Origin of the sequence: Streptomyces violens (assembly GCF_000717745.1) — a bacterium.
GTDB lineage: Bacteria > Actinomycetota > Actinomycetes > Streptomycetales > Streptomycetaceae > Streptomyces > Streptomyces violens.
Genome location: NZ_JOBH01000004.1, coordinates 397157 through 405356 on the forward strand (window position 1 = coordinate 397157; position 8200 = coordinate 405356).

At 73.1% G+C, this 8200-nt stretch carries 5 protein-coding genes and 1 riboswitch; of the genes, 2 read left to right on the forward strand and 3 right to left on the reverse strand.

All coding sequences use genetic code 11. The features are described 5' to 3' along the window. Positions 1-4: 4 nt before the first annotated feature. Complete coding sequence (locus IF04_RS0110420; RefSeq protein ID WP_030253861.1) at positions 5-1090, reverse strand: class I mannose-6-phosphate isomerase; 1086 nt, start codon at positions 1088-1090, stop codon at positions 5-7. A gap of 178 nt (positions 1091-1268) precedes the next feature. Here IF04_RS0110420 and IF04_RS0110425 point away from each other — a divergent pair, with 178 nt between their 5' ends. Continuing rightward, positions 1269-2393, forward strand: coding sequence for an acyltransferase family protein (locus tag IF04_RS0110425; protein WP_051831016.1), 1125 nt, complete (start codon positions 1269-1271; stop codon positions 2391-2393). Between the two features lie 27 nt (positions 2394-2420). On the opposite strand, the gene IF04_RS0110430 is transcribed toward IF04_RS0110425, so the two are convergent. Beyond that, positions 2421-4610 (reverse strand): FUSC family protein, encoded by a 2190-nt coding sequence (locus IF04_RS0110430; protein ID WP_051831079.1) that lies wholly within the window; start codon positions 4608-4610, stop codon positions 2421-2423. 202 nt (positions 4611-4812) lie between these two features. After that, positions 4813-7143, reverse strand: a complete 2331-nt coding sequence (gene metE, locus IF04_RS0110435) for a 5-methyltetrahydropteroyltriglutamate--homocysteine S-methyltransferase (RefSeq protein WP_030253868.1) — start codon at positions 7141-7143, stop codon at positions 4813-4815. 156 nt (positions 7144-7299) lie between these two features. Beyond that, positions 7300-7516, reverse strand: a riboswitch (cobalamin riboswitch). A 121-nt stretch (positions 7517-7637) separates the two neighbouring features. On the opposite strand from metE, the gene IF04_RS0110440 reads away from it, so the two are divergent. Then, on the forward strand, positions 7638-8180 hold the full coding sequence (locus IF04_RS0110440) for an enterochelin esterase domain-containing protein (RefSeq protein ID WP_030253870.1): 543 nt from the start codon (positions 7638-7640) through the stop codon (positions 8178-8180). Positions 8181-8200 lie beyond the last annotated feature (20 nt).

Sequence of the window (8200 nt, forward strand, 5' to 3'; positions counted from 1 at the left end):
TGCGTCAGACGCCGGGCCGGCCCAGCCCTTCGCCCAGCGCGGCGATCGCGGCCGCGTCATGGCCCGCGGCACGGAGCGGGGCGCGGACGTCCCGCTCCAGGTCGGGCACGTAACCGAGCAGGACGTCGGCCGGGCCGTGGATCTCCACCCGGCCGAGCGCCGCGGGCAGCAGCAGCGTCTCGGCCCGCCCGAGCGGCTCGCTCCCCGCCCCGTACGCGACGGTCACCGCGGGCCCGGCATTGCTCAGTACGACGGCGGTGTCGAACGAGCGGACCAGCGGAGCCGAGGTTCCCGCCGCCCGCGTCCGCCACCGCTCCAGCGCGAAGTACGGCCCGGCGCAGAGCATCCGGCCCTCGACGCCGCCCGGCGACGGCAGCCGCAGCCCCGGGTGGAACTCCGGCCGCGGCTCCGGATTCCACTCGTCCAGCAGTGCCTCGATGTTCGTCCGCCACTCCGCCTCGTCCAGCGGCGAGCCGTCCTCCATCCGGTGCCGCATCGCGTGCTGCTGCAGGTCGGAGGTCTGCTCGATCTCGTACACCAGCGTGTCGGGCCCGAAGCGGTGCAGCGTCCCGGCCGGTACGTACAGGGTGTCGCCCGCGCGGACCGGCAGCCGCCGCAGTACGGAGGCGAAGTCCTGGCCGAGCAGCGCCTGGCGCAGCCGCGCGCGGTCCACCCCTGGGTGCACGCCCGCGTACGCGGCGGCACCGGCCGGTGCGTCCAGGATGTGCCACGCCTCGGTCTTGCCGTTCGGCTCGCCCTCCTTGCCGCGGGCCGCGGCGTCGTCGGGGTGGAGGTGGACCGGGAGCGGGTGGTGGCCGTCGATGTACTTGGTCAGCAGTGGGAAGCGCGGGCCGTGCCAGTCGCGCCCGACCAGCTCCGCCGGATGCTCCAGGGTCAGGCGGCGCAGGGTCCACCCGGCCAGCGCGCCGTTCCCGATCCGCGCGCCCTCCCCGTCCACGTCGCTGACCTCCCAGGTCTCGGCGACCGGCCCTTCGGGCAGCCCGCCGCGCCCGAGCCGGTCCGGGATGGCCCGGCCGCCGAAGACGTGCTGCTTCACGGGCGTGGTCAGCCGCAGGGGGTACCAATTCATGCGGCCAGTCTCATGCCGCGGCCGCCGCCCTGCACGGCCGGGTGCCCTCGCCCGGGGAGATCACGCGGCCCTCGGCCGACACCCGCCTGCGGCATTCGACGCCGCGCCCCATGGCCCCCTAGGGTCGTCCCCTACAACGTGTAGGAGGGAACGGCGCGGTCATCGCCGAGGAGGTCACGTGGGACAGCGCTCGCCGGACACGCAGGGTACGGGACGGGATCCGTTCTTCGACAACGCGAAGCTGCTGGCCATGGTCCTGGTGGTGGCCGGGCACGCCTGGCAGCCGCTCAAGGACAGCCACGCCGTGTGGTCCGGCTATCTGTTCCTTTACATGTTCCATATGCCGCTGTTCATCGTGATCTCCGGCTACTTCTCGCGGAGCTTCGCCTTCAAGCCCGAGCAGGGCAAACGGCTGATCACGGGGATCGCCGTGCCGTACCTCCTCTTCGAGGCCGCGTACAGCCTCTACGGCAACGCCGTCGACGGGCGGCACAACGACCTCAGCCTGCTGTCCCCGTGGTACCTCACCTGGTTCCTCGCGGCGCTCTTCGTCTGGCGGCTCACCGCCCCCGTATGGCGGGCGATGCGCTGGTACGTCGCGGTCGGCCTCTCCCTCGCCCTCGCGCTGATCGGCGCGGCCACTCCGTTGAGCGGCGTCCTCAACCTCGCACGCGTCCTGCAGTTCCTGCCGTTCTTCGTGATCGGCCTCGTGCTGCGCCCCGAGCACTGGCAGCTGCTGCGGGCGCGGTGGGTACGGATCGCCGCGGTGCCGGTGCTGGTGGGCGGCGCGGCGACGGCCTACTGGGTCAAGGGCCGGATGACCGCCCAGTGGGCCATGCACAACCACAGCTGGGTCGATCTGCATGTCTCCTGGCCGGTCGGAATGGCGATGACGCTGGCCACCACCGCCTGCTCGCTGGTCCTCGCGGTGGCGTTCCTGGCCTGGGTCCCGCGCCGCCGCACCTGGTTCACCCCGCTCGGCGCCGGCACCCTCTGTGCCTATCTGCTGCACGGCTTCTTCGTGCGCACCGCCGCCTGGGAGGGCTGGTTCGACGCGCCCTTCTGGCACACCCCGGCCGGCGAACTGACCGTCACCGCCTTCGGCGTCGCCCTCGCGCTGGCGCTCACCTCGCCCCCGGTCCGCCGCTTCTTCCGCCCGGTGATGGAACCGCGGCTGGACTGGGCGTTCCGGCTGCCCGCGGCCACGCGCGCCCGCTCCCGGTCCGGCCCAGTCCCGGACCGCTCAGCCGACGAGACCCCGGTACCGGCCGGGAGCACGGCGGGCCGCACGACGTCCGGCTGAGACCGGCGCGCTCAAAAAAGGGGGCGCTCAGCCGGTCGACCCCACATTGCGGCCCGACACCGGGACCTCCAGCGGGCGGGCGAGACCGATCACGCCCTCGTCGAGGCGCTGGAGGTGGCGCAGGACGCGGAAGGTGACCGTGCCCGAGGCAGGCCCGGCGGTGCCGTTGGCCTCCAGTACCGAGGCGATGCTCGCGCCGGACGAGACCTCGCCGCGGGTGCTCTCCTCCACGACGCGCGCCACGATGATGTCGATGTTCCGGGCGATGCGCTTGCCGGCCCGCTCCAGCCGCGGGTCGGCCGCGACGTTCTTGCTGTACGGCACGAGCTCGGCCGTCGCCGCCAGTGAACGGGCGTGGTACGCGCAGGTCTCCAGCAGCGCCACCAGATAGCGGGCGGTCTGCCGACGCCCCCGCAGCGGCGTGATCGGGTGCGTCAGCGGCTGCGTGGAGGCCCGCAGGTCGTCCAGCGCCGAGTCCAGATCGCGCGCCTTGTCCAGCAGATCGGCGGCGGGGCCGCCACTGAGCTGCGCCACCGCTGCCGTCACCACGTCGCGCAGCCGCTCCAGCACCGTGCCCAGCAGCTCGTCCGTGCGGCGGTCGGTGTGCACCGGCAGCACCAGCATGGCGGCGATGATCCCGCAGGCCGCGCCGAGCGCCGTCTCCTCGATGCGCAGCACCAGCACGGCCAGGCTGTAGGTGTTCAGCAGCGTGTAGAGCAGGCCCAGCATCGCGGTGACGCAGAAGGACATCAGCGCGTACGACAGCGGCGCCGTGAAGAACATCCCGAAGATGAAGAGCAGTACGAGGGCGAACGCGAGCCAGGTGTTGTTCCCGACGAGCCCCGCGAGCGCGACACCGGCGACCACGCCGAGGATCGTGCCCACCAGCCGGCGATAGCCCTTGACCAGGATCTCGCCGGTGGACGCGGTGTTGAGGAAGACGACCCAGCAGGTCAGCACCGCCCAGTACCAGCGCTGGCTGGAGAGGAACTCGCCGCCGATGATGGCCAGCGTCGAGCCCACCGCGACCTGGAAGGCGGCCCGGGTGGTGGGCCGCTGCAGCCCGGTGCGCTCGTCGGCGGCCTCCTCGCCCGCCTCGTCCAGGCCGGCCATCGCGACGTCCTCGGCGTCGAACTCCTCACGGGAGCGGGCCGTCGCGGGGGTGTCGTCGGACGCGTCCTGCGGCCCGTCCAGCGCCAGCCGCAGACCCAGCACCGCGCGCGCGGCTTCACCGATGCCGCGGAAGACGTCCTGGACGGCGGGCGAGGCCGCCGGCAGCTTCTCCTCGTCGCGGTAGCCGAGCAGCCGGTTCCGTACGTGGGCCAGGGCCATGCCGCGGTCGTCGGCACCGCGGCGCGCGATCAGCAGGTGCAGCGCGCTCAGGTCCCGGCGCAGGGTACGGGTCTCGGCGTCCTCGCTCGGCAGCCGCTCGGCGGCGACCTGCAATGGCGCGTGCGGCAGATGCATCGTGATGGTGTCGGCGCGCTCGGAGCTGCGCGCGTTGAGCAGGATGACGCCCAGCCGCTCGGCGGCGATCTCCGCGTCCGCGATACGGCGCTGCAGCCGCGCAGCCGTGGCCTCGTCCCGGGTCCCCTCCTCCAGCCGGCCCTGGATCATCAGGGCCGCCTCGTGCAGCCGGGCGGTGCGCCGCCGCAGACTGTCCAGGACCTTGTCCAGGTCGTCCGGAGTGGCGTCGAGCAGCTCTATCTGGGCCGCCACCAGTTGCGCGAGCCGCGCCCTGAACGCCTCGCGGAGCCGCCCCAGGGTGCGCTGGGGCGTCTCCGGTACGACGGCGAAACGGACGACCGCGCTGCACGCGAAGGCGACGGCCAGCGTCAGATACAGCTCCGGCAGCGCGCCGACGGTGGCCTGGACGAACAGCGACACGAAGTAGACCTGGAAGCCGATCAGGCCGAGGGCCGTGCCGCGGTCGCCGAACCGCCGTCCGTACACCGCGCCGAAGATCAGCAGCACGAAGAAGATGTCACCGGCGATGATCCGGGTGTGCAGGAGCGCTCCCAGCGACATCGCGGCGAGGGCGACGGGCAGGCCGCACGCGAGCGTGACGGCCTGCCCGCGCACCTCCTTCTCCTTGATCGCGAAGGTGGCGACCATGGCCGTCATGGCGCCCGCCACCATGTGGTTGACATCCGTGCCGAGCAGCGCGAGGACGACGAGGGCCAGTACGATCGCGCCGACCGTCCGCAGCCCCGCCATCAGCCGCAGCAGTCCCGGGTCGGACGCCGCGAAGCGGTCCCAGGTGCGGATGCCGGCCCGCCGTGTCGCTGCTATCACGCTGCCGTACTCTCCCGATGCTCGCCATGATCCATGGAGGCCCCAGCATCGCATGAGTCACGCCCCGGTACCGAGGTCGGTGTTCCGGTGACCGCCGACGGCCGCGAGCATCGGGAGGCGCCGGCTAGCGAGCGTCCTTCCGCGTCAGGACCGTCCGGCGGACCCGGCGGGCCGCCGCGACCAGGTGCTCCAGCGACGTACGGGTCTCCCGCCAGCCCCTGGTCTTCAGACCGCAGTCGGGGTTGACCCACAGCCGCTCGGCGGGGACGGCCGTCAGCGCCGCGCGGATCAGGGCCTCGACCTCGTCGGTGTCCGGGACGCGCGGCGAGTGGATGTCGTAGACACCCGGGCCGACCTCCCGCGGATACCCGGCGGCGGCCAGCTCGCCGGCCACCCGCATATGGGAACGGGCCGCCTCCAGGCTGATCACATCGGCGTCGAGGTCGTCGATGGCCGGCAGGATGTCGCCGAACTCCGCGTAACACATGTGCGTATGGATCTGGGTGTCAGGACGTACGCCGCCGGTGGCGAGCCGGAACGCCTCGGTGGCCCAGGCCAGATACGCCGCGTGGTCGGCGGCGCGCAGCGGGAGCGTCTCGCGCAGCGCCGGCTCGTCCACCTGGATCACCGAGGTGCCCGCCGCCTCCAGGTCGGCCACCTCGTCGCGCAAAGCCAGCGCGACCTGGCGCGCGGTGTCGGCGAGCGGCTGGTCGTCCCGGACGAAGGACCACGCGAGCATCGTGACGGGTCCGGTGAGCATGCCCTTGACCGGCCGCCCGGTGAGCGACTGTGCGTACCGTGTCCAGCGCACCGTCATCGGCTCCGGGCGCGAGACGTCACCGGCCAGCACGGGCGGGCGGACGTAGCGGGTGCCGTAGGACTGGACCCAGCCGTGCCGCGTGGCGAGGTAGCCGGTCAGCCGCTCGGCGAAGTGCTGCACCATGTCGTTGCGTTCCGGCTCGCCGTGCACCAGGACGTCGAGCCCGGCCTTCTCCTGGTAGGCGACGACCTCACGGATCTCCGCCGCGATGCGCTCCTCGTACGCGGCCTCGTCGATCCGGCCCGCGCGCAGCTCGGCGCGTGCGATGCGCAGCGCGGCCGTCTGCGGGAAGGAGCCGATGGTCGTCGTGGGCAGCGGCGGCAGGCCGAGGTGGGCGCGCTGGGCGGCGGACCGCTCGGGGTACGGCTGGGAGCGCCGGCAGCCGGCGGCGGTGACGGCCGCGGCGCGGGCCCGGACGGCCGGGTCGTGGGTGAGCGCCGCGCCGGTGCGGGAGGCGAGGTCGGCGCGGTTGGCGGCGAGTTCGGCGGCGATGATGCCGGTGCCGTGCGTCAGCCCGCGGGCCAGGGTGACGACCTCGGCGGTCTTCTGCCGGGCGAAGGCGAGCCAGCGGCCGATCCCCGGGTCGATGTCCCGCTCGACGGCCGCGTCCAGCGGGACGTGCAGCAGCGAGCAGGAGGCCGCCACGTCCACCCGGTCGGCGAGGCCCAGCAGGGTGCCGAGCGTGGCGAGGGACTTCTCGTGGTCGTCGATCCACACGTTGCGGCCGTTGACGACGCCCGCGACCAGCCGCTTGCCGGGCAGGCCCCCGGCCGCCGCGAGGTCGTCCAGATTGCCGGCCGCCGCCTCGGTGAAGTCCATGGCCAGCCCCTCGACGGGGGCCTTGGCCAGTACCGGCAGGGCCTCGCCGAGCCGGCCGAAGTAGGTGGCGACCAGGAGCTGCGGGCGGTCGGTGAGCGCGCTGAGGTCGCGGTAGGCGCGGGCCGCCGCGTTCAGTTCGGCCGGGGTGCGGTCCTGCACGAGCGCCGGCTCGTCCAGCTGTACCCACTCGGCGCCGGCGGCCCGCAGATCGGCGAGGACCTCCGCGTACACGGGCAGCAGCCGGTCGAGGAGGGTCAGCGGCTCGAAGCCGGGGTCCGCGCCGGGGGCGGGCTTGGCGAGCAGCAGGTAGGTCACGGGACCGACCAGGACGGGCCGTGCCGTGTGGCCGAGCGCGCGGGCCTCATTCAGCTCCCCGACCTGCTTGCGCGAGTCGGCGGCGAAGACGGTGTCGGGGCCCAGTTCCGGCACCAGGTAGTGGTAGTTGGTGTCGAACCACTTGGTCATCTCCAGCGGCGCCGCGTCCTGCGCGCCGCGCGCCATGGCGAAGTATCCGTCCAGGGCGTCGGTTTCGACGGCGGTGCGGTGCCGTCGGGGGATCGCGCCGACCATGATGCTGGTGTCCAGTACGTGGTCGTAGTACGAGAAGTCGCCGGTCGGCACCTCGTGCAGGCCCGCCTCGGTCAGCTCCCGCCAGACGGAACGGCGCAGGTCCGCGGCGGTCTCCCGGAGCGCGTCGGCGGTGACGCGGCCCTTCCAGTACCCCTCGACCGCCTTCTTCAGTTCCCGGTCCGGCCCCTGCCGGGGATAGCCGTACACGGTGGCCCGTCCGGCCGTGGCGGTGTGCTTGCTGGTCACGTTGCTCTCCTTCGCGAGCGTGTCTCCGAGTGCCCGGCGACGGGCACGAGAGCGCGAAGGGAGTGCACAGCGGACGGGCCGTCACGCACTCGTGCGCCGCGTCCCTGCTGTACGCCGACCCGCCCTCGAGGTCACCGGGAGACCGCACACGAACGGATCGCGTGCGGGCAACGGGCAGGTCTTCGGACTCACGAGCACGTCCACCCGAAGGCGGACACCTACTGGCCGTCGCTTCCCGGACCCGGTCGGTCCAGTGCGTATGACGGCGGTCGTTCCCGCTCACCGCTGCGGGGCAGTCCCGGATTCCCACCGGGTTCCCTCTTGCGACGCGCCTGCCTGGCGGACAGGGCGAACCAGCTGCACGCATCAGGCTATGCCCTGCCACCGTCCACGTGCCATCCCCCCTAGATCCATATTAGGTTAGGCTTGCCTAAGTCACACTGTTCGTGGCGCGTGGCTCCAGCGGCTCCGCGCTGCCCAGGAAAGCGGGAGAGATGTACGTCCTTGACGGTCCCGGCGTACGGGACTCGCGGCCATCGCGCACGGCCGGCCCGTGTGTCGAACGCCTCGCCGCCCGGCTCGCCACCGCCATCGAAGCCCAACGACCGGTCCTGCTCGCGGACTTCTGGGCGGAGGTCGAGCGGCGCGGCACACCCCTCGTCGAAGAGGCCGCCGACAGTCCCGGGCGGTACGCGGTCACGTTCCTCTGGCGCGGCCATCGCGCCACCTGCCAGGTGCTGCTGCTGGCCGATGGCCTCACCGACCCCGGTGACCTCGCCTCCGCGCTGCTGGAGCGGCTGCCGGGCACCGATGTCTGGCATCTGACGTACCTGCTGCCCGCCGGCAGCGGCGGCGCTTACCGGCTCGCCGCGGACATCTCGCCCGGCGGCGCGCCCGCCGACTCCGGCCGCCGGCGGCAGCGACTGCGCGCGCTGTGCGCGTACGCCGCGGCCGATCCGCTCAACTCCGGTGCAGCAGACGGTGATTGGAGTGACCCGGACGCCTCCGCGTACGTTGTGCCGACTGTCGCCGGATAGCCCCGCGCGGCGCGGGCCGG

Bases quoted from the DNA above. Each gene is read 5' to 3' on its own strand.
- IF04_RS0110420 (WP_030253861.1), bottom strand. From the start codon at position 1,090: ATGAATTGGTACCCCCTGCGGCTGACCACGCCCGTGAAGCAGCACGTC.
- IF04_RS0110430 (WP_051831079.1), bottom strand. From the start codon at position 4,610: ATGGCGGGGCTGCGGACGGTCGGCGCGATCGTACTGGCCCTCGTCGTC.
- IF04_RS0110440 (WP_030253870.1), top strand. From the start codon at position 7,638: ATGTACGTCCTTGACGGTCCCGGCGTACGGGACTCGCGGCCATCGCGC.